This is a genomic window from Pseudomonas sp. P1_C12 (assembly GCF_056406435.1).
This window is the reverse complement of the sequence record NZ_JBFUAE010000002.1, coordinates 1-20,146: the sequence shown is the minus strand read 5'-3', so window position 1 is coordinate 20,146 and position 20,146 is coordinate 1. Positions and strand designations below refer to the sequence as shown.

17 protein-coding genes are annotated in these 20,146 nt (G+C 57.4%); 4 read left to right on the top strand and 13 right to left on the bottom strand.

Annotated elements, in window-relative coordinates; genetic code table 11:
• Window positions 1-20: 20 nt before the first annotated feature.
• The 3 genes from AC1D19_RS03060 to AC1D19_RS03050 are packed head-to-tail and all read right to left on the bottom strand — an operon-like array spanning window position 21 to window position 4,086.
• Window positions 21-797 (bottom strand): SDR family NAD(P)-dependent oxidoreductase, encoded by a 777-nt coding sequence (locus AC1D19_RS03060; RefSeq protein ID WP_477762358.1) that lies wholly within the window; start codon window positions 795-797, stop codon window positions 21-23.
• Entirely contained in the window at window positions 794-2,047 is a 1,254-nt protein-coding gene (locus AC1D19_RS03055; protein ID WP_477762357.1) for a capsule biosynthesis protein, read from the bottom strand. Before AC1D19_RS03055 ends, AC1D19_RS03060 begins: the two co-directional genes overlap by 4 nt.
• Before the next feature lie 5 nt (window positions 2,048-2,052).
• Window positions 2,053-4,086: a capsular polysaccharide biosynthesis protein gene (locus AC1D19_RS03050; protein ID WP_477762356.1), complete on the bottom strand. Its 2,034-nt coding sequence runs from the start codon at window positions 4,084-4,086 to the stop codon at window positions 2,053-2,055.
• A gap of 425 nt (window positions 4,087-4,511) precedes the next feature.
• Between AC1D19_RS03050 and AC1D19_RS03045 the strand changes: the two genes are divergently transcribed.
• Both AC1D19_RS03045 and AC1D19_RS03040 read left to right on the top strand, forming a co-directional pair.
• Window positions 4,512-5,447 carry a KpsF/GutQ family sugar-phosphate isomerase gene (locus tag AC1D19_RS03045; RefSeq protein WP_477762355.1) on the top strand — a complete coding sequence of 312 codons (936 nt, stop codon included), beginning with the start codon at window positions 4,512-4,514 and terminating at the stop codon, window positions 5,445-5,447.
• Between the two features lie 156 nt (window positions 5,448-5,603).
• Window positions 5,604-6,233: an acyltransferase gene (locus AC1D19_RS03040; protein WP_477762354.1), complete on the top strand. Its 630-nt coding sequence runs from the start codon at window positions 5,604-5,606 to the stop codon at window positions 6,231-6,233.
• 176 nt (window positions 6,234-6,409) lie between these two features.
• Here AC1D19_RS03040 and AC1D19_RS03035 read toward each other — a convergent pair whose 3' ends face one another.
• From AC1D19_RS03035 to trhP, 7 genes are all read right to left on the bottom strand, one after another.
• Window positions 6,410-9,865 (bottom strand): HAD family hydrolase, encoded by a 3,456-nt coding sequence (locus AC1D19_RS03035; protein WP_477762353.1) that lies wholly within the window; start codon window positions 9,863-9,865, stop codon window positions 6,410-6,412.
• Between the two features lie 216 nt (window positions 9,866-10,081).
• Window positions 10,082-11,164: a polysaccharide biosynthesis/export family protein gene (locus tag AC1D19_RS03030; RefSeq protein ID WP_477762352.1), complete on the bottom strand. Its 1,083-nt coding sequence runs from the start codon at window positions 11,162-11,164 to the stop codon at window positions 10,082-10,084.
• Between the two features lie 40 nt (window positions 11,165-11,204).
• Complete coding sequence (locus AC1D19_RS03025) at window positions 11,205-12,311, bottom strand: KpsE/RkpR family capsule polysaccharide export protein (protein ID WP_477762351.1); 1,107 nt, start codon at window positions 12,309-12,311, stop codon at window positions 11,205-11,207.
• Between the two features lie 47 nt (window positions 12,312-12,358).
• Window positions 12,359-13,012, bottom strand: coding sequence for an ABC transporter ATP-binding protein (locus AC1D19_RS03020; RefSeq protein ID WP_115948400.1), 654 nt, complete (start codon window positions 13,010-13,012; stop codon window positions 12,359-12,361).
• 13 nt (window positions 13,013-13,025) lie between these two features.
• A complete protein-coding gene (locus tag AC1D19_RS03015) occupies window positions 13,026-13,820 on the bottom strand; it encodes an ABC transporter permease (protein ID WP_477756101.1) in 795 nt (264 codons plus the stop codon).
• Window positions 13,821-14,196: 376 nt separating this feature from the next.
• Window positions 14,197-14,988: a CPBP family glutamic-type intramembrane protease gene (locus AC1D19_RS03010; RefSeq protein ID WP_477762350.1), complete on the bottom strand. Its 792-nt coding sequence runs from the start codon at window positions 14,986-14,988 to the stop codon at window positions 14,197-14,199.
• A 157-nt stretch (window positions 14,989-15,145) separates the two neighbouring features.
• On the bottom strand, window positions 15,146-16,471 hold the full coding sequence (gene trhP / locus AC1D19_RS03005) for a prephenate-dependent tRNA uridine(34) hydroxylase TrhP (RefSeq protein WP_477762349.1): 1,326 nt from the start codon (window positions 16,469-16,471) through the stop codon (window positions 15,146-15,148).
• Window positions 16,472-16,631: 160 nt separating this feature from the next.
• On the opposite strand from trhP, the gene AC1D19_RS03000 reads away from it, so the two are divergent.
• The gene (locus AC1D19_RS03000; protein WP_477756104.1) at window positions 16,632-17,693 is read left to right on the top strand and encodes an AI-2E family transporter; all 1,062 of its coding nucleotides are present in this window, start codon (window positions 16,632-16,634) and stop codon (window positions 17,691-17,693) included.
• On the opposite strand, the gene AC1D19_RS02995 is transcribed toward AC1D19_RS03000, so the two are convergent.
• From AC1D19_RS02995 to AC1D19_RS02985, 3 genes are all read right to left on the bottom strand, one after another.
• A complete protein-coding gene (locus AC1D19_RS02995) occupies window positions 17,690-17,881 on the bottom strand; it encodes a hypothetical protein (RefSeq protein WP_477756105.1) in 192 nt (63 codons plus the stop codon). The two genes, AC1D19_RS03000 and AC1D19_RS02995, sit on opposite strands and share 4 nt — an antisense overlap.
• 115 nt (window positions 17,882-17,996) lie before the next feature.
• Complete coding sequence (locus tag AC1D19_RS02990) at window positions 17,997-18,191, bottom strand: hypothetical protein (protein WP_008052996.1); 195 nt, start codon at window positions 18,189-18,191, stop codon at window positions 17,997-17,999.
• A gap of 234 nt (window positions 18,192-18,425) precedes the next feature.
• Window positions 18,426-18,791 (bottom strand): hypothetical protein, encoded by a 366-nt coding sequence (locus AC1D19_RS02985; protein WP_477756003.1) that lies wholly within the window; start codon window positions 18,789-18,791, stop codon window positions 18,426-18,428.
• 245 nt (window positions 18,792-19,036) lie between these two features.
• Here AC1D19_RS02985 and AC1D19_RS02980 point away from each other — a divergent pair, with 245 nt between their 5' ends.
• Window positions 19,037-19,855: a shikimate 5-dehydrogenase gene (locus tag AC1D19_RS02980; protein WP_477756004.1), complete on the top strand. Its 819-nt coding sequence runs from the start codon at window positions 19,037-19,039 to the stop codon at window positions 19,853-19,855.
• Window positions 19,856-20,146 lie beyond the last annotated feature (291 nt).

Below are 20,146 nucleotides of genomic sequence, written 5' to 3'. Positions count from 1 at the left end.
AAAAAACGTTATTCAAAAAATCAGGCACCGTAATCCAGCCACCGCAAAATGATCGACGACAGTCGTGGCGGGATGACCCCCAGAGCCCAGCACCCAAGGTTCAGCGGGAACGGAAAGCTGATGCGCGCCTGGTTCGCCGCCAGCCCGCGCTGAATCCGTCGCGCGGCCTTGTCCGGGGTCCAGAGCAGCGGTTTTGGCCCAGGCATTTCAAAGCACATTTTCGATTCGACGTAGCCCGGCATGATCACGTTGATCTTCACACCATCGGTTGCCACCAGGTCGCGCATGGCTTCGCCATAAGCCTTGATCGCTGCCTTGCTGGCGCTGTAACTCGGTGTGGCCGGCAATCCGCGCCAACCGGCCAGCGAGCTGAACAGGGCGATCTGCCCGGACTTGCGGGCACGCATGGCCGGCAATGCGGCCTGCACCGTGGCAAGGGCGGCCAGCACGTTGATTTCGATCAGCGCCTGGGACAGCTCCCAGACTTCGTCTTCGCCGTTGTCGCCGGTGGACGTATTGACCCCGGCACCGACAATGATCAGGTCCGGTTGCTCGGTGACACTGATCTCGCCGATCCAGCTGCGCAAGGCCTGCAGATCCTGAACATCCAGCGGTTGCAGCAGTACGCGAGCGCCAGCGGCGCGGCACTGGGCGGCCATTTCTTCCAGGCGGTCCAGGCGTCGGCCCTGCAGGATCAGCGTAACCCCCGGTTTCGCGTAGGCGGGTGCCAGCGCGCCACCGATGCCGCCTGTGGCACCGGTGATGAGAATGCAGCGTGGAGACTGTTGCGAGGTCATAGGTACTGTTCGATTTTCGAGGTTTTGGCCATCAGCACTTCCAGGGAATTGTTCACCGCCATGTCGATGCCGCAGCGGGTGTAAAAGCCGCCGTTGACTTGCGTGGTGTGAATGACCGTGCTGCGAAAGCGCTGAAACAGGGTGGAGTCGGGAGGCTCCGGGTTGTCCCAGAACTCATCGAGACCGCCCTGGTGGGTCAGGCCCTTGAGGTTGTAGATCGGGTCGCTGAGGGCAATGGTCGGCACGCTGTGCATCAGTGACGAACCACCCACGGTGCTATTGACCGTGACTACGCCAGCGACATGCGACAGCAGTGTCGGCATGTGGCCGCTTTCGAGGAAATCCACGCGATCGGCAATGCCGAATTTGTCGGCAATCCGCCGGGTGATGCGGTGGTAGTTGACGATGCCCGGCGTCAGCGGGTGGTTCTTGACCACCAGCCGCGCATCGCTGCCGGCATGGCGGGCAAACGAGCCCAATACGTGTTTCAACACATCCTTCATATGCTTGAAGGGCGAGTGGTCGCGGATCTGCGCATCACTGTCGAGTTGCAGCGGCAACAGGAAGGTTCGGTGACGGTTGCGCGCCACTTCACTGATGACTTCGGAGTCACGGCCCCTGGCACTGACCAGGCGCAGGCCCTGGCGAATGTAGCCGGCATACTCCACGGCCGCGTTGAACGGGGCGTGGGTTTTATAGTGGGGGAACACCACTTTGTTCAGTGCACCGCCGACGTGATACATCACATCATGGAAGGCCCTGGAGGCAAAGGACAGGCGGAATGAATTGCCGTTGTGATAGCGCGGGATGTACTTGCCCACTTCCCGATACCACTGCGGATCGCGGGGCAGTAGCGAGTGATTGTTCACGCCATTGCGCTCAAGGGTGATCCAGTACGGGCGGAAGTAACCCTCTTCGAACACGTGTACGCGAATCCCCAGAGACCTGGCCAGTTCCACCGCCGGTTGATGCACGGGGCGGCAGTCACCGAAGAGCACCACATCGGTAATCTGGTCGGCGCTGAAACACTGGCTGTAGAAGTCTTTCAACTGCTCGGGGCGCGCCGAACAAAACACGCGCGCGCCGCTGCCGTACAGGGTGTCGCCCATATTGAAGTTGATGGACTTGACCCGTTGTCCCTCGGCCCGCAGCGCTCGCACCAGGCGCGCGAAAAACGGCGAACTGACGCCCTGCAAAAACAGGAACGAGTTGCGTGGTTTCACCGATACCAGGCGTCTGGAGCGCTGCATGGGAACTAAAATTTCCTTGGCGACGGTCTCAAGACGGTAAGGAGCAAACGCTGAATCATCTCTCGCCATGTTGGCGTTCTTCCTTGCGCAGGTACTTCATCCCAGTTCTGAATCTCGATCAACGTACGTTCGGGGGTGGTGAATCTTCGGGTAATGCGGCTGACATAAGTCGGGTAGCGAATCAGGGTCGCGGCCACCAGTTCGTCCAGGCTCAGGCGCCGGGTGCGACGCGCCTGGACCTGCGGGCTGAGGTCCTGATCGTGGGTCAAGCCCCAGCCGGCATAAAACGGCTGGCCGTAAGTGGTCACCGGCACGCCGCGCAACAAGGCTTCGAAGCCCGATTGCGAGGTCAGCACATGCACCTCATCGACCTCGGACAACAGCTCGTGGAAGGGCACATCGCCCACCACCTGGTTGCACCATTGACGGGTGTGTTCTTCGTCCTCGCCAGCCTCGCGTGTGCCGGCCAGCACTTCAGGGTGCGGCTTGTACAACAGCCATGCCATCGGGTGGCGGGCGCGCACTGCCTTGAGCAAATCAAGATTGCGCCGCATGCGGTGTGCGCCGTAACGGATCGAGGCGTCGGACTCCACTTGCCCCGGCACCAGAATCACTTGCTCGACACCCGGCGGACGTTTCCACGCGGCACCGGGCAAGTTGTATTTGGTCACTCCGGCGGCGCAGATCGCTTCGCGCAGCGCCGCGGCCCGCCGCAACAACTCAGGCGGGCACGACTGGTTCTGCAAGAGCTGTTCCAGACGCGAAGGACGCGTGGCGTCGTAGTAGATGCCCAGGTCGTCGAACACCCAGGACAGCGGCCGGGTTTTCTTCGCGCCCAGGCCGACAGAACGGAGGAAGCCATCTTCGACGCGGCCCAGGTGGTTGGCAGTGTTCTGTTGCGCCAACGCCGAGTCGTGCTGGCAACCCCAACTCACCACCATTGCAGGGGGCTTCGAACGTCTGGAAGGTGCGGAAAATCGGGTGGATGAACCATTGAAAAAGTCCAGCACCAACGGCCGTTTCCACTTGCTGAAACCAACCATCTGCAAGTCCTGCGGCAAGCGACTGCGCATCCGTCGCTGCAACCCCAGCCACGCCAGCACGGTCTCGGGTTGGCACGGCGCGCCCGTCTCCGGGTCGACATAACGCGGGTACTCCACCAGCGCCGCATGCACCAATTGCTCAAGACTGACCGGCTGGCGCCGCTCGGGGGCGGGCAGGGCATCCACGGTCAAATCCCAGCCGGCATAGAACGGCATGCCAAAGGTGCGCACCGGCACGTCCCACAACAGTGCATCGAAGCCCAGTTGCGAGGTCATCACATACACGGCCTGAACTTCGCTCAGTAACTCGGCAGGATGAACATTACGGCTGATCACATGGACGCGCGGCCGTTTGCTCAGCGCTTCAAGATCAAAGTGGCCTTGCTTGCGGCCTGCCGCGACATCGGGGTGGACCTTCACCACGACAATGCTCTGAGGATGCTCATCGAGTGCAGCCTGGAGCATGCGCTCAAAATCAGCCTCGCCGGCGCCCTGAAGTGAGGCATCGCCCTTGGTCTGGTCAGCGACCAAAACGCAAGGTTGCGGTAAATGGCATTGTTCGATGCGGGCGCTGTTGTACTTGGAAACGCGCTCTTCCCGCCAGCTCGCCTGCAAAGCCCGGGCGCGGAGAGTCTGAGATTCACTCAAGGATGTCGGGATCAATACTTCCAGGCGCGACGGATTATCGGCATCGTAATAAATGCCCAGGTCATCGACGATCAGCGACAGCGGCGGCTCATCCGCGCCAAGGCCCACCGAACGCAAAAAACCATCCTCTACCGACAGCACAGGCAGACCGGCTTTTTGTGCTTCCCGTTGGGCAAACAGGGCGCTTGGCTTGCGACCCCACGCCAGCAACACATCGGCCTGAGTGACGTCACGAGTCGAACCAGGCAGTAATCGATAGTCGGGCAACAGGGCGGGAAGCGTGGCAACTTGCTGGGCGCCTTTAGAAAGCACCAGCAAGCACGGTCGATTCAGGAGGTTTTTGTCCATAAAAAACAGCAGATGTCCGTAGGTGACGCACTCGCTTGCGAGACGCGCAAAAAATCCAAAGCGTCTCAGGCAACGCTCTTCGATAAGTGGGGGCGGATGATAATACAAAGCCGACAATTTATAACGATAAAAGTGGGAGATTGCCTACAAACATTGGGTGTTGCTCAGGGGAGGGGGCACTGCCGGCGCTGAGTAGTGCGGTATGACTATTGGCACCTGAAAGGCGAGGAGTCCTTGCGTATCCTCTGTGACAGTCGATCAAAAGGGGGCGACATTAAAAATTTCCAACCGGCAACTGCCATGTTCGAGGTCTCGGTGACACAGAAAAGTGACTATTTTTCCTGGGTTGATAGAACGTTAGTTTCCGTCAGGCTATTGAGTCGTTAACATACGCGCCACTTAAATCAAGGATCGATCGATTTCCCATGAATCACCTTCCAATTGCCAAAGAAGCGCTCAGCGCCCAGGCGCAAGCCATCAGCCAACTGGCAGAACGCCTGGACGGCGAATTCCAGCGTGCCGTTGAACTGATTCTCGGTTGCAAAGGCCGCGCAGCGGTCTGCGGTATGGGGAAATCGGGCTTGATCGGTCAGAAAATGGTCGCTACCTTCGCCTCCACCGGCACCCCGAGCCTGTTCCTGCACCCGGCTGAAGCCTTCCACGGCGACCTGGGCATGCTCAAGCCAATCGACGTGTTGATCCTGATTTCCTACAGCGGCGAAACCGAAGAAGTCATCAAGCTGATTCCGAGCCTGAAGTCCTTCGGCAACAAGATCATCGCCATGACCGGCAATGGTCAATCCACGCTGGCCAAGCACGCCGATATCTGGCTCGACATCTCGGTCGAGCGCGAGGTGTGCCCGAACAACCTGGCGCCAACCACCTCCACCCTGGCCACCATGGCAATGGGCGATGCCCTCGCGGTGGCCCTGATTGCCGCACTCGACTTCAAACCAATGGACTTCGCCCGCTACCATCCCGGCGGCAGCCTCGGCCGCAAACTGCTCACCCGCGTCAGTGACGTGATGCACACCAACATCCCCAAAGTCAGTCGCGACACTTCGTTCCACGACTGCCTGCTGGTCATGACCTCCAGCCGCCTGGGCCTCGCCCTGGTCATGGACAGCGACAAACTGGTCGGCATCGTCACCGACGGCGACCTGCGCCGGGCGCTGCTGAATAACCCGGGCGTGATCAACGAAAGCGTCGCCAGCTTCATGACCGCCAAACCGCATACCGTGAAAGCCACGGCGCAGTTGTGTGAGGCAGAAGCCTATATGCAGGATCACAAGATTCGGGCGTTGCCGGTGACGGCAGAGGGGAGTGATGAGGTGGTGGGGGTTGTGGAGATTTTTGATTGATCGATCGTTTCAGGTGGCTGCAAGTGGTAGCAATGGAGTGCCTGTTACTGATGGGTAGTGCTGATAAACGGCGTTTTTAAAAATGCCTTGGTGCTAGAGCCGCAAAGAATTGTGAAAAATAGAAATTACGCCATTTTTACCTATTGCGAGGTCTAAGTGCTACCCGAACATCCAAGCGTTATCAATAATGGCGAGAACAACGTCATTGAAATTCACCCCTCTGTGCGAATTGAGCCTACAGCCAGAATCCAGATTGAAGGCAATAATCACGTTCTGCGAATAGCTGAAAATACAGTGGTTCGCAATATGAATATTCTTTTTTCTGGTGCCCATAACGTTGTTGAAATAGGCAAGGGATGCAATTTGCGAGGCGCTATACATATGCGCCAAGCCGAGTCAAAACTGGTGATTGGGGCGGGGACGACGTTCGTTGGCGCACATCTGTTTGCCATGGAAGGTAAAAGTATATTGATCGGGGAGGATTGTATGTTCTCAAGCGGAATATTCGTCCGCACCTCTGATGAACACCCTATTTACGATCTGCATGGGGGGGAGCGTTTGAATGAGGCACAAGACGTTGTACTGGGACGCCATGTGTGGATTGGTGAGGGCGCGACTCTTGGCAAGGGCGCTAACATTCCGGAAGGTTGCGTGATTGGAGCAAGGTCCTACGTCAGTAAGCGCCTTACAAGAACAAACTCGATTTACGCCGGCGCGCCTGCACGCCTTATGAGGGAAAGTGTCGTTTGGGATCGTCGCTTGAAAAAGACGCCACTCGAACCTTAATTGTGGTTGTTGTTACAGGGAAAATAACCCGGTTATATTTTTCGTGATTTGACTGATGAGTTTTCTGAGGGAGTAATTCCGAAAAATTGATCGCGGTTTGCTTTCCTGCGATTGAATGGGCTCGGCACGTCAGTCATTGCATGGTTGCTTGCAGTGACCGACGTACCGGGCTTTTTTTACTGGTTGGCGGCCCTGATCAGATACAGGCGCCCCAGCAATCGAACATGTGGGCTTTTAGAGTCGCTGAAGAATTTTGCCGGGGTCAGTTCGAACTTTTGGAACTTTCTATCGTTCGAGGTTTTTCTAACTACCCAGCGAACCAGTCGTTGTTCAATGCGGTTGAACCTCTTGGTTTGCACGGCAGATTTTGGCGACGTAGCTTTGGGGGGCGCTGTCGTGCCGGTTGCCTTTTGATCACTATTGGCACGTTGCAAAACCGCAGCACCCACTTTCCAGACGCAGTTCGCTTCCGGGTTGCCGTCTATTGGCAATATCGTTTTCAGGCCGGCACCGCCGTAAGCATCTTCAAAAACCAGGCCTGCGAACATCTGGGCGTCAACTGGATGCGGTTCACTGAAGAATTTCTCGAGCACCCGAAGTGATTTGACAGGTTCGATATCCAGATTCTTCAAGTGGCTGCCAAAAATGCTGGCTGCTTCCTCAATAAAGCTCAGGGCGCCCTTGTGGATTCTATGAACCACTTCTTCGCGTTTTGCTTCTGCCGCAAAGCGTTCCATGAAGATGGGGGTCAGTCGACCTTTCCAGTCACGATCCATGCGAACAAATGAGGTATCCACGCTGCTGAACAGTGTCTCGTAGAGCGGGATGTTACGGCAGAACGGATGGTGGGTGTCGTGGCGGTCCACGAATTCACCCAGATAGCCTCTGATCGGCATTCCATAGGCATCTACGCGTTTCAGCGCCTGACGGAAGGTCATCAAGTAGTAACCGCCAAACAGCTTTTGGCGATCAGTCAGCAGGTACAGGGATTCCTGCATGGTGCCGGCATACCCGATGTCAACCAGGGCAACCTCACCGTCATCCAGCAGGCCTGTGCCTTCAAGGTACTCAAGGTAGTTTGTCCGTTCCTTTTTTGCTGCACTGACGATTAGTGGAAGCAGATCCAGGAAAAACGGCTTGAGCATTTCCTGATGCTTGTTAGTGACAATCGTCTCAAGTGTAAGGTTGTGTTTTGAGAGAATGTCCATCGGGACGTTGGCTGGGTATACACCAAAGCGAGACGAGAGCAGGTGCTGGATGCTAGTGCGTGCAAAATCTACTTGTAGCAGATCCATGACGCCATGTTCATCACGTACCTTGGCCAGATTCACGGCTCTGCGCGAGCAGAGCAGGTAGTGGCTGCTTGGCGCATCGGGATAGTTCTGGGCGATACGGTCATAGGCTTCCTTCATGATCAAGCCGTCGCGAGACAGGAAGTAGAGACGTTTGACTCCGTCACGAATGGCTTTTTCCATCAGCCACTTTGTATAACCCAAAAGCATCGAGCCTTGACCGTAGTAACCCAGGCGCCAAGGGTCGCCGCAGAACAGGGTGCCGCGTCGATGTGGCAAGTAAGGGTTGTCATGGAATCGGTTGCCCGCGACAGCCAGTATCATTTTCCAGTCGAGAGAATGGCGTTCTTCGTCACGGGACCAAGGATTTTTGAAGCTGTCGCATTCTGCGAACACCTCCGAAGCTTTGACCAAATGAAACGGTTTGATGCCGCGCTCTTTGGCGCGCACTACGTCAGCCGCGACGTTATCCCCAACGTGGAGAATCGTTTTCGGATCAACATTCAGATCTTCAAGGACGTGGTCGAACAGTCGTCCATTGTGTTTCTTTACGCGGGCTTCAGACGATACGTAAAAGCGGTCATAACCTTCGTAACCATTCTTTTTGAGGATGGCTTCGAGGAAGTCACGGGGCAGATACATGTCGGAAATGATGATGATGCGTTTGCCCAGGCTGCGGGCTTCATTGAATGCCTTGAACCCTGACAACCTTGGATAAAGGATGTCCATTTCCATCTGCATTTCCAGCTGTTTAACGCGCTCGGCCAGTTCTTGACCTACACCGGTTTGTTCTGCGAATGCCTGATAGATCTCATCGATATGGGTTTCGCCATCTCCACGTGCGATCGCTTCTTCGAAAGCGGCTTTTTCCGCTGCGCGTCTTGCGGCACGGAAATCAAGCGACGGAAGATTGCAAATCTGTCGAACTTCTTCGGACATGAATTCAAACATGTCGGAAGGAGACTTGAAGGGGCGGTACAGCAGTGTGTCGAATACGTCGAATGAAATAATCGGGTGCCGAAGAATCTGCTGTGAAAGCTCTCGGCAGTGATCCATCGACGACTCTTCACGTACCAAATTGAAGTAGCCAAGCTGCTTGAGGTATTCGGACTCGCGCCGCAGTTCCATCAGTGCTTCTGCGACAGGCTCTTTATCGGTCCAGTGCGGGAAGTCACCGACGGGGCGAGAGGCGACTTCTGCCAGCCAGCCAGCATAACCTTTGCCATCTTCGGCAAGCATTTGTGCCGGCAGGTGCTTGGTGCCAATTGCTGAGACGATCAGGTCGTCACGAACTATCGGCTCACCCGCGGTGACCTGGGCGAAGAATTCATCCCAGTCGTTGGTGGTGGCGAATGGGGATATGTGACTGGCGCCAAGTGTCAGCAAAGGTTTTTGCCAGAACGCTGCCTGATAGCCGAGAGAGGACGAGATCGTAATAACCCCGTCCATTTCCGGAACCAGTAACTGCGAAACCGACGGGATTTTGTCGAAGTTTTCGAAGTAAGCGAAGTTTGGGAAGCGTGAGCGCAGGTAACTGATGTTCTGTGCAGTCAGGACCGCGCTTCGCGTCTGGCCGGACCAGTAATTTGTCACTACCAGGGCCTGATTGGCTGGCATGCGGCTCATGATGTCTACCAGTACATCGAACTGGCTACGTCGCCCCAATACAGAGTCGATCATGAAGTAACCGTCGATCTGCAACGGCAACAGCACCACGCTGCGAAAGCGTTGTTTCAAGTCGTTGATTGAAACTTGAGTCGGAGCAATCGAGCTCAGAAAACGAGCTTCATGGTCCCTCAAGGCTTCGAGAGCGGATATTTCTGCTGCGCTGACAGATGGGTTGGCAGGGACTGTGCTGTCGCCCAGCAGGCCGGTGTCAAACGCGACAAGGTTGGCAAACGGGGCGCGCGAGAAGAAGCCAGGCATCTGATAAATGATGCGTGCCTTTGGGAAGATTTCCCCGAGGCAGGACATGGGGGCTTCCCAAACAAGAATGATGTCCGGCTCGAATCCGGCCGGCAGATCTGCTTTCAGCAAATTTGCGAGGCGAGTGTGCTCACCCTCTTTGTAGGCTTTGGCTTGATGGCGGAGCGAGCGCTCAAGCGTATTTTCGCCCTCGGTCCAGGTAAGCGGGTCAATCGTTGACAGCGAGCCAAGCGCTTCGACATGGCCATCGCGTAGCGCTCGTTCAGCAATGACTTGGCTAACGATGCAGTGTGTGTTCACGCCAGCGCCGCGAAGCGCCGTGACCTGCGCAACGATGGAGCTGCGAAGCGTGGCGTAGCGAAACTCAGGGTTACCCAGCTCGATGGCGGGCTCCAGGTAGAAAAGGACGTTCATTCAATTTCCTTGAAATCTGCTGGAGTGTTTCTTACCGGGCAATCCTTGAGTCAGCGTATATAAAGATCAGTATGTAACGCCCCTGTCTTTCAACTTGTTAGCGCTGTACAAAACTCACTGGCCCAACAAACACTCCACGCTTGATAAATATCGATTTGGCACGCCGTCATGACAGGGTCTAAGGCGGCGGTCATGAGGCCGTTCAGGCGCTTTTGTTTAGTTTGGGCTCACACCCGCGGCCCGACCCAATACAAGGGTCTGAACGATTGGCCCAATAATTTTTTGCCATTCGTACACAGCGGCGTTGGTTACATAGATCGTATCGTCTGGCTTGAGCATGACTTGCCGGGCATAAAAAATGGCGGCCGGGTCACGCATGTCAATGCGCATGACGATCGGTTTGGCGGCTTGTGCAGGAGTGGCCTCACCCATCCGGAACACGAATACACCCTGTGGATTCGCATTTGCCTCTTTCAAGCCGCCCACGGAACCCAGAGCATCCAGCAAGCTGGCGTTTTGAGAGGGCAGGTCGTGCAAGCCTGGCTCGCCCACGGCACCCATCGCCACAAAGCGTTGGCGTGCGCGGTCCAGAACCACTTCGGAATTTGGCTTCAGCACGAAGTTGTTACCGGCAAGGATATCTTCGTAGTTGAAGGTATTGGCTTGAGCACCATTGCGAACAGTGACATTAACCAAATGCGGTTCCATCACCGGACCGCCAGCCTGGTTGACGGCATCAAGCAGTGTCAGCGGACCTTGCAGGGTGGAGAAGCGTCCAGGCGCTTTTACCGCACCCGCCACCAGCACCGAGCCAGACAGATCACCAACCAGATCAACGTGTGCCTGAACGTCAGTGGTCACGCCTTTGAGCTTCTGGCGAATCATGTCTTCGACCTGGATCAGGGTCATGCCGGCAACGAACTGATGGCCAACGTACGGCAGGGAGATCATTCCCTTGTCGTCGATGCGCACTTTGAGTTGGGTACCGCCCGTAGAAAGCGGGGCGAACAGGCCACTGCCTTCTGGAGCGTTGTCGGTGATCAGCACGTTGATCACGTCACCGCTCATCAGGCGCACGCTTTGCGCCAGGGGAGTGGTGATTGTGGCTTTGACCGGTTTGGCGGCTGGACGCATAAACGGTGCGATGGTGTTGGCGTTGATGTCCACCAGGTCATACGCAGTATTTTGGTTTTTGCTTTCGATATCGCCTTTGTAAGGGCCGGCGCCGGACATGACGCCGCTGCAACCAGACAAAGTGAGGGTCACCAGCATCAAACCCGCAACAGCGCTGTTTCGCATGTTCAAGTTCAGGGGGCGAAGGGGCAGGCCGGAAATGGATTTAATCACGATGATCCTCGATCGATGCAATTAGGAAGCGGGTAATGCCGTAGAGCAGAAGCAGGGCCAGTAAGATGGTTGCCAGGTTGTACCAGCGCTCCGGATACAGGGCCATTTGTGGTGTGTTCGGGCTGACCACGGTGACCAGAGTGCGAATCTTCTTGCTGGCTTCGATACGGGCGTTGTCCAGCGCGGCAACGGCGGTCTTGTAGGTCTCTTCGGCGATGCCGGCGTCCAGGGTCAATTGCTGGAAGCGCGAAGCGACGACGTTCAATTGGTCGCCATCGGGAGCGGAAACCAACAAGCGTTTCTCGGCAGCCAGTTGTTCACGAATGGCACTGACGCGTTGCTGCTGTTGCTTGACCTGAGGTGAGTCCGGGCGAAGCTTGTAGCTCATTTGCGTGAGTACGGCGCGCTCTTTGGAGTGCTCGCCTTCGAGGGTGTCGATGATGCTTGCGCGGCCTTGAGCCGAGCTTTTACCGTCCAGTACCTTGTTGCGGTTCTGGAAGCTCAGCAGCTCTTCCTTGCGTTTGGTGTAGTTCTTTTTCGCGCCTTCCAGCTCGCCCTGGGCGAAGCGCATCTGCTCGCGGGCGATGCTGTGGGAAACTTCGTTCACGAAGTGTTCGCTGGCTTCCAGAATGGTCTTGACCATTTGTTCGGCCAGCTCCGGGCTGAAGGCTTGCACTTCAACTTTCAGCAGGCCGGTGGTTTCGTCGTAATGAGCCGAGACCATGCGCTGGTAGTACTCGAGCAGGTCTTCGCGTTCGGTGTCGCTGGCCAGCCAGAAGAACGGGTCGCTGCGTTGCTTGCTGTATTGCTCGACCCAGTGCAGGCGATCTTCCAGCAGTTGCATCATGTCCATCGACACAATGTATTCGCGCAGGTAAAGGGTTTCTTCGCGGGAAGCCGGGTTGGCACCGCTGAGCAGCATGCTCAGGCCAGGCATTTGCGCCGCCGGGTTGTTGCCGTCCTGGCGTACAACCACTTGCGCGGAGCTGACATAGCGATCCACGGCGAAAAAGCTGTAGTAAACGGCGGCCAGTACCATTGGCAGCACGATCAGCCCCAGAGTCAGGCGCCAGCCCTTGAATTTACCCGTACTGCTCATATGCTCACGCATCCTTGAAATGAAACTGTCACGCCACGGTCAGGCGATCAGGTGTTGTAGGCCTTGATGCCTTCATCGACATCGTCATAGATCTGCACCCCGCCATCGCGCACCAGCAGCACGACGTCACAGAGCTTTTTGATTTCGGGCATGCTGTGGGATACCAGCACCACCTTGGATTTCTGCAGGCGAGTTTCGAACACGTCCGCGCACTTGCGCTTGAAGTGCGCGTCACCTACCGACATCACTTCGTCGATCAGGTAGTAGTCGAAGTCGAAGGCCATGCTCAGGCCGAAGGCCAGGCGCGAGCGCATGCCGGAGGAGTAGGTTTTGACGGGCTCGTCGATCCAGCTGCCGATTTCCGCGAAGTCTTCGACGTAGCGGACTTTCTGGCGCATGGCGTCGCCTTCCGCGCCGTATACCCGGCTGACGAACTTGATGTTTTCGCGCCCGGTCATGGTGCCGTGGAGGCCACCGGACAAACCCACTGGCCAGGAAATGCTCTTGTTGGTGACCACCGTGCCGGAGTCCGGTACGTCGGCACCGCCCAACAGGCGCATCAGGGTCGATTTGCCCGAGCCGTTACGACCGATCAGGCCGATGTTTTTGCCTGGCGGAATCTGCAGTGACAGGTCGCGGAAAACGTGCCGGCGACCTTTGGGGGTCAGGTAAGACTTGGTGATATTTCTGAGCTCGAACACGGGAAGCCTGCGGTTAGCCGTTCTTGGTAGAGATCAAATGCAGTCGACGAACCCGGTAAGTACCAAGGGAGACGAACAGCAAGACCAGGGTGAACGCGATGACGTAGTGCGCCGACACACCATCGACCGGAACGTAGTGCGGGAAGATTTCGGCACGGATCAGTTCCAGCAGGTGCAGGAATGGATTGAGCAGCAGCAGTGGCAGCATGGCGTGAGGCAGGTAGGCGGCGGGAATCAGTACGCCCGAGAGGAAGTACAGCGGGAAGAACATCATCCGCAGAAAGAGGGTGCTGCTGGGCATGGCGTGGGCAATCAGTGACAGCAACATGCCCAGGCCAAAGGAGAACAGGACGCCCAGAAGGATGGTCAGCATCCACTCGATGGGGGATTTGATGGACATGTCGAAGCCGTACCATGCAAAACCGAAGACCAGGATGGCGTATGCGCTCGCGGAAATGCTGAACTCCACCAGAACCCGGGCGATGTAGGTATCCAGCGGCTTGATCTGTTTGTAGGCAAACAGTGAGCGGTTTTCCTTGGGGCTGTTCATCAAGCGCAAAGCGGTGTTGCGAAACAGCAGGAATGGTGCAAGTCCGACAAGGACGAACACCGGGAAATCGATGCCGGCGACGGTGCTGCCGCGAATCAGGGTGAACGCTACGCTCAGAATCAACAGGTGGGCAATCGGTTCAATCAGTGTCCAGCTCGCGCCCATGCGCCGGTCGCCAAAACGCGAACGCGCTTCACGCAGCACCAGGGCAAAAATGACGGATTTTTTGATTTGGAGGGAAGAGCGAGGCTTCAGCATGATTTACCGCACAGTACAACGGCGCGATAAACGCGTTGCCAGAATTCATTTTCAGAGGACGCCGTCGTGTAGAACGGTTCGCTTCCATTCGTGGGGCGGGAGGTTAAACGCAGCGCAAGACAGTAGTCAAGGCGATTGGTTCCCGAGCAGTGCCTGACGAAATATAACTGTAAAAGCGGACTGGTCAAGCGTAAAAAAAACGGTTTCGTTCAGTGTTTATTGGGTGTTGTCAATGGTGGTGCCAAAATCTCGTCGGCATTTGAATGATTTATAACGTCGACGCGCAGTTATCGGGAGGGCGATTGCAGATGCGAAAATCAGCGCCCGAAGCAGTTGATGGCACCTGGTCCGGTTAGTGTTTTTAGTCGATGGGTTGCTACCCGGCCAACATTGGATAAGTGAACAATCCGAAGTGCAGCAGATTCAAACCGAAGTGGGTGGCAATGGCTGCACCCAACCCGCCGAAACGGTAGGCCAAGCCATAACCGATCCCCGCCAGGCTCGCCAGCAACACCCACTGCCAGCCTGCGCCCACATGCGCCAGGCCGAACAATAGCGATGCCAGTAGAAGGGCCAGGTTTTCGCCGTAGGGCAGGTCTTTGAAGCACCGGCTCAGACTGCCCTGGATGTAGCCGCGAAACAGCGCTTCCTCCACCAGCGTCACCAGCAGCAGATTATTAAGCACCCACAGCCATGCGTGGTCCGGCCATTTCGGTGCCCAACTGATGACACCCAGCAAGAGCGCGCCACCCAGGGCCAGCGCGGCGCTCAGGGGCAGCGCGATAGCGGTGGCATAGATGGAAAGGCGCAACGAACGCCGGCCGACAATCCACGGGCAGACCAGTAATAGCCAGAAGCCAATCAGGGGTTTGTCCTGATTCAGGTACATGGAAAATGGCACGCCATCGTCGGTGAGTCGCTGAGGATCGATGCCGCGACCATTGTAGAAACCGGGGAGCCAATGCATTGCCAGCGCCAGGGCCATGAAGATGAACAAGCCGTGACCGAGGTAGCGAGCGACGGGGAGTTTTTGCTGGCGGACTGCGAAACCGGCGAACAGCAACAACGCGACGGAGATCGCGGCCAGCCAACCGAGTTGGCCGTAGATTAAAGCGAGGCCGTAGCCGAGGGAGAGGAGGGCCAGGTCGATCCATGGCAGGGCAAGCATGTTGAGTCCTTGTGCATGAGATTCTGCAAGGTGACTCGGTCCCTTGTGGGAGCGAGCTTGTTCGCGAAGAGGCCATGACATTCAATATCAATGTCGTCTGTTACACCGCTTTCGCGAGCAGGCTCGCTTGTACAGGTGTTTTGTGCGGATTTGAAGTTCAGGCCGCACCCACATCCCGCATCAACAACCCAAACTCCAGATCCACCGCATCCGGTATCGGCAAATACACCGTATGCCCATCGCCCGGCGCTTCGTCGATCGCTTCACCTTTAGCGTTTTGCAACTGATGCAGATCGAAGTGGAAGTTGCCCTTGGGCGTCATCAGTTCCATGTGGTCGCCCAGGCCGAAGCGGTTCTTCACCTTGACCTCGGCCAGTCGATCCCGGCGCTGGCCCGTCAGTTCACCGACAAACCGCTGGCGCTCCGACACCGAGCTGCCGTTCTGGTAGTTCTGGTACTCGTCATGCACATGCCGGCGCAGAAAACCTTCGGTGTAGCCGCGCTGGGCGAGGGATTCCAGGTCGGTCATCAGGCCGCGGTCGAAGGCCCGGCCCGCCACCGCGTCGTCGATGGCCCGGCGATACACTTGGGTGGTGCGCGCGCAATAAAAGTGCGATTTGGTCCGGCCTTCGATTTTCAGGGAGTGCACGCCCATGTGCGTCAGGCGTTCGACGTGCTGCACGGCGCGCAGGTCCTTGGCGTTCATGATGTAAGTGCCGTGCTCGTCTTCGAAGGCGGGCATCTGTTCGCCGGGACGATCGGCTTCCTGCAACAGGAACACCTGGTTGGTAGGCGCGCCGATGCCCAGGGTCGGTTCGGGATCGAATGTCTGGACGATCTCGCCGAGCTGATTTTCGGTGGCCGGTTGCGCTGAATATTTCCAGCGACAGGCATTGGTGCAACTGCCCTGATTGGCATCGCGCCGGTTCATGTAGCCCGACAGCAGGCAGCGCCCGGAATAGGCCATGCACAACGCGCCGTGCACGAACACCTCTAGCTCCATGGCCGGCACCTGTTCGCGGATCTCGGCGATTTCTTCCAGCGACAGCTCCCGCGACAGGATGATCCGGCTCAGGCCTTGCTGCTGCCAGAACTCGACGCTCGCCCAGTTCACCGTATTGGCCTGCACCGAAAGGTGGACCGGCATCTGCGGGTAGTGTCGACGCACCAGCATGATCAGGCCGGGGTCGGACATGATCAGCGCATCCGGGGCCATGGCGATCACCGGTTCAAGGTCCTTGAGGAAGGTCTTGAGCTTGGCGTTGTGCGGCGCGATGTTCACCACCACGTAAAAGCGCTTGCCCTGAGCCTGAGCCTCGCGAATGCCGAGGGCCAGGTTGGTGTGGTCGAATTCGTTGTTGCGCACCCGCAGGCTGTAGCGCGGCTGACCGGCGTACACGGCATCGGCGCCGTAGGCGAAGGCGTAACGCATGTTTTTCAGGGTGCCGGCGGGGGCGAGCAGTTCTGGCGCGGAGAGGTTCATGGCGGAGTCGGTCGCAAAAGCCGCGCAGGGTAAACGTTCGGTGGCGAGGGTTTATTGACCTGGATCTATGCTTGTTCAACAAACCGATGGCACTCGCGCGAGCCGTAGTGGACTAAATATCAGGGCGGAAGTTTTTCGTCCTCTCTGGCACGGATCGGTCATGAACGAAACGCCCCTACAAGACAAATCACTGACGGTTTTGCTGGTGCTGGTGAGCGCTGCGTTCATCTGGATCTTGCTGCCGTTTTACGGCGCGGTGTTCTGGGCGGTGATCCTCGGCATCGTCTTTGCGCCACTGCAGCGCCGGCTGCAAGAGAAGTTCGGCTGGCAACGCAACCTCACGTCGCTGTGCACATTGAGCATTTGCCTGGTGATTGCGATTCTGCCGGTGATCATCATCAGCGCCTTGCTGGTTCAGGAGGGCGCGGCACTCTACAAAAGCGTCGAGAGCGGCGAACTCGATATTGCCGGGTACGTGTCGCAGTTCAAGCACAGCCTGCCGCCGTATTTCCAGCATCTGCTGGATCGCTTCGGCATGGGCGAGTTGAACGGGCTGCGAGAGAAAATCGTCAAAAGCGCGATGACCGGCGGTCAGGAGCTGGCGGCGCAGGCCTTCATTTTTGGCCAGGGTACCTTCGAGTTCGTCGTCAGTTTTTTCATCATGCTGTACCTGCTGTTTTTCTTCCTGCGCGACGGTGCAGAACTGGCACGCAAGGTGCGTCTGGCGGTGCCGTTGCAGGAACAGCAGAAACGTCGTTTGCAGCTCAAGTTCAATCGTGTGGTGCGGGCCACGGTGAAGGGCAACCTGCTGGTGGCTATCACGCAAGGCGCACTGGGCGGTCTGATTTTCTGGTTTCTGGACATCCCCAGCGTATTGCTCTGGGCGGTGTTGATGGCGTTTCTGTCCCTGCTGCCGGCGGTGGGGGCGGGAATAGTCTGGGCGCCAGTGGCGGTGTTTTTCCTGCTCACCGGGGCGATCTGGCAGGGCGTGGTGCTGGGATTGTTCGGGGTCTTCGTGATCGGCCTGGTGGATAACGTGCTTCGACCGATTCTGGTGGGCAAGGACACCAGGATGCCGGACTACATGATCCTGATTTCGACCCTCGGCGGCCTGGCGATTTTCGGCCTGAACGGCTTTGTCATCGGCCCGTTGATCACGGCCCTGTTCATGTCGAGCTGGGCCATTTTCATTGAAACCAAACCGCGGGTGCAGCTGCCTTAGGCGCTGAGCCTGCCGGACTGGCCGGTGCCGATGCGTTGCGACAATGCCTGGGCGGCGGGCAGCGAAGTGAGCGGGCCGCTGATTGGCACGCCGTCCTGCACGAGGTACCAGCAGGCGAGCATGCCCAGCTCCCTGAGCTGTGGGGGAACCGCGCTGCCGATAACGGACATGATCTGAACCTTGGACATGACAAGTACCTCCATCAATCTGTGGAGCTACTTTAAGGTCCGTGTGCCATGAGGGGTAATCAACGCTTTCGATAGTGGTCATTGATGCCAGCGGGGGCAAACGACCGTTGGTCGGTCAGCTGACCACCTGATCGAGCATATGAACCACTTCCTGCTCGTTGAGCAGGCCCTTGCGCACCAGGCTTTGCGTCAGCAGCGAGAGAAACTTGGCGCTGCGATGGCCTTCAAGGTGCTTGAGTTCGGTCAGTGCGTTGTAGACCTTGCTGGAGGTGCACAGACCGACGATGCGGTGCGGGTTTTGCGTTGGCATGTGGTCGTCCTTGTTGTTATCAACCTGTTATCGACGGACAGAGCCGAGCTTGCGCAACTGTCATGACAAAAATATGACCGTTTTTTGCCGCACGGCAGAAAACGGGTCGAGTCCATCTTGCCCGTTTCCACCACGGGCATTGTCCCGATAGCGACCTTGGCGAGATTTATCCAGACCTGCACCGAAAAAAGGGATAAAAAAGCCCCGCTGTTTCAGCGGGGCCTGATGAGTCCGTTACCAGCGGCCGTAGTGATGGCCGTAGTAGCCGCGAGGCGGGCCGTAGTAACCATGGGGTGGTCCGTAGTACACCGGAGCCGGGCGGTAGTAGATCGGTTGCTGCACGTAGACCGGGGCCGGCTGGTAGTAAACCGGAGGCGGTGGTGCGTAATAAACCGGCGCGGGCTGGTAGTAGACCGGTTGCGGTGCGACATAAACCGGGCGGTTGGCGTTGATCAGGGCCGAGCCGACAATGGCAGTACCGACGATCGCGCCAAACACCGCCGGGCCCTGCCAGTAATTACCACCACCATGGGCTTGCGCCTGTCCTGCGATAGCGAGGGCGCCGATCAGCAAGGCTACTGTGGGGACTTTACGGATCATGATAGTTCCTCGGTTCTTCAGCCCGGCGCCTGTGTCTGCAATAGACCCAGGGATTGTCGCGGGGATACTTCTAAGACAGCTTTTTTCGAGAATCAGCACGGCCGTTAGGTAAATTTTGTGTAAGGTCGGTACCGACTTTCTTACCGGTCTGTGTAAGTCCATGTAATCAGGCTTATATGATCGATCAGAACCCGATGGGGGGCTAATCCCGTCCATCCGAAAAGTGCACTTGAAGGAGCTTCCCCATGCAGATGAACCCCAACAAAGACACCCAGCTGTGCATGTCCCTTTCAGGACGCCCCGGGAACTTTGGTCTGCGTTTTCATAATCATCTGTATGAACAGCTGGGCCTGAATTTTTACTACAAGGCCTTTGCCAGCCAGGACCTGCCGGGTGCCGTTGCCGGCATTCGTGCCCTGCGGATTCGTGGCTGTGGCGTGTCGATGCCGTTCAAGGAAGCCTGTATTGCCCTGGTGGATGAACTCGACGCGTCGGCCGCCGCCATTCAATCGATCAACACCATCGTCAACACCGACGGTCATCTCAAGGCCTACAACACCGATTACATCGCCGTGGCCCAGTTGCTGGAAAAACACCAGGTGCCCAAGGACTCGACCTTTGCCTTGCGCGGCAGCGGCGGGATGGCCAAGGCCGTGGCGAGCGCCTTGCGCGATGGCGGGTATGAAAACGGCCTGATCGTGGCCCGCAACGAGCGCGCCGGCCAGGCGCTGGCGCAGTCGTTGGGGTATGAGTGGCAGGCAGAGCTGGGGAATCGTCGCCCGCAGATGCTGGTCAACGTCACCCCGATTGGCATGACGGGAGGACCGGAGGCCGATCAACTGGCCTTTGAGGCGGACGTGATCGAAAAAGCGGAAACTGTGTTCGATGTGGTGGCGATTCCCTCGGAAACACCGCTGATCGTGCGTGCTCGTGCCGAAGGCAAGCGGGTCATCACCGGCCTGGAAGTGATCGCGATCCAGGCACTGGAGCAGTTTGTGCTCTACACCGGTGTACGCCCGACGGACGAGCAATTCCAGAAGGCCGTGGCGTTTGCCCGCAGCTAGGCGATGTAGCCTCTGTAGGAGCTGGCTTGCCAGCGAAGAGGCCGGCCCATTCAACATCGATGCTGCCTGACAGACCGCCTTCGCTGGCAAGCCAGCTCCTACAAGGGATTGAGGGTGATCGCTGGTTTCGCGCCAGACACCAATCAACTGTAGGAGCTGGCTTGCCAGCGAAGAGGCCGGCCCATTCAACATCGACGTTGCCTGACAGACCGCTTTCGCTGGCAAGCCAGCTCCTACAAGGGATTGAGGGTGATCGCTGGTTTCGCGCCAGACACCAATCAACTGTAGGAG

Bases quoted from the DNA above. Each gene is read 5' to 3' on its own strand.
- AC1D19_RS03060 (WP_477762358.1), bottom strand. From the start codon at position 797: ATGACCTCGCAACAGTCTCCACGCTGCATTCTCATCACCGGTGCCACA.
- AC1D19_RS03055 (WP_477762357.1), bottom strand. From the start codon at position 2,047: ATGCAGCGCTCCAGACGCCTGGTATCGGTGAAACCACGCAACTCGTTC.
- AC1D19_RS03050 (WP_477762356.1), bottom strand. From the start codon at position 4,086: ATGGACAAAAACCTCCTGAATCGACCGTGCTTGCTGGTGCTTTCTAAA.
- AC1D19_RS03045 (WP_477762355.1), top strand. From the start codon at position 4,512: ATGAATCACCTTCCAATTGCCAAAGAAGCGCTCAGCGCCCAGGCGCAA.
- AC1D19_RS03035 (WP_477762353.1), bottom strand. From the start codon at position 9,865: ATGAACGTCCTTTTCTACCTGGAGCCCGCCATCGAGCTGGGTAACCCT.
- AC1D19_RS03030 (WP_477762352.1), bottom strand. From the start codon at position 11,164: ATGCGAAACAGCGCTGTTGCGGGTTTGATGCTGGTGACCCTCACTTTG.
- AC1D19_RS03025 (WP_477762351.1), bottom strand. From the start codon at position 12,311: ATGAGCAGTACGGGTAAATTCAAGGGCTGGCGCCTGACTCTGGGGCTG.
- AC1D19_RS03015 (WP_477756101.1), bottom strand. From the start codon at position 13,820: ATGCTGAAGCCTCGCTCTTCCCTCCAAATCAAAAAATCCGTCATTTTT.
- AC1D19_RS03010 (WP_477762350.1), bottom strand. From the start codon at position 14,988: ATGCTTGCCCTGCCATGGATCGACCTGGCCCTCCTCTCCCTCGGCTAC.
- trhP (WP_477762349.1), bottom strand. From the start codon at position 16,471: ATGAACCTCTCCGCGCCAGAACTGCTCGCCCCCGCCGGCACCCTGAAA.
- AC1D19_RS03000 (WP_477756104.1), top strand. From the start codon at position 16,632: ATGAACGAAACGCCCCTACAAGACAAATCACTGACGGTTTTGCTGGTG.
- AC1D19_RS02995 (WP_477756105.1), bottom strand. From the start codon at position 17,881: ATGTCCAAGGTTCAGATCATGTCCGTTATCGGCAGCGCGGTTCCCCCA.
- AC1D19_RS02990 (WP_008052996.1), bottom strand. From the start codon at position 18,191: ATGCCAACGCAAAACCCGCACCGCATCGTCGGTCTGTGCACCTCCAGC.
- AC1D19_RS02985 (WP_477756003.1), bottom strand. From the start codon at position 18,791: ATGATCCGTAAAGTCCCCACAGTAGCCTTGCTGATCGGCGCCCTCGCT.
- AC1D19_RS02980 (WP_477756004.1), top strand. From the start codon at position 19,037: ATGCAGATGAACCCCAACAAAGACACCCAGCTGTGCATGTCCCTTTCA.